This is a genomic window from Isoptericola croceus, from assembly GCF_029382255.1.
GTDB lineage: Bacteria > Actinomycetota > Actinomycetes > Actinomycetales > Cellulomonadaceae > Isoptericola > Isoptericola croceus.
This window is the reverse complement of sequence record NZ_JARLLG010000128.1, coordinates 1-280: the sequence shown is the minus strand read 5'-3', so window position 1 is coordinate 280 and position 280 is coordinate 1. Positions and strand designations below refer to the sequence as shown.

The following is a 280-nucleotide window of genomic DNA, read 5'->3' as shown; positions in this document are numbered from 1 at the left end:
AAATAGGTTCCGTCGGCGCAGCCGGCGGCGCTGCAAAGCGCGTCGTCGATGTCGCCGATGCGGGCGACGATCATGCCGCCAATGTGGCCGGACTTGATCACGGCGTTGGGGCAACCGCAGGAGGTGGGGGCGTTTGGGTTGCACGAGCACCGGCCGTCGCCGCCGGTCGCGCGGGCGGCCTCCATTCCGGCCATGAGTTTCTCAGCCATGTCGCCCGAGGTGTTGATGACGGCCAGCTCGATAGCCGGCACGACGCAGCTCCCCGCGAGGATGTTCCCCT

Annotated in this window: 1 protein-coding gene; it reads right to left on the bottom strand. The window is 68.2% G+C overall.

Annotated features, from left to right (window positions below):
* Window positions 1–251: hypothetical protein (locus tag PZC42_RS20930; protein WP_277214025.1), on the bottom strand; the 251-nt coding region annotated here is incomplete at its 3' end.
* Between the last annotated feature and the right edge of the window lie 29 nt (window positions 252–280).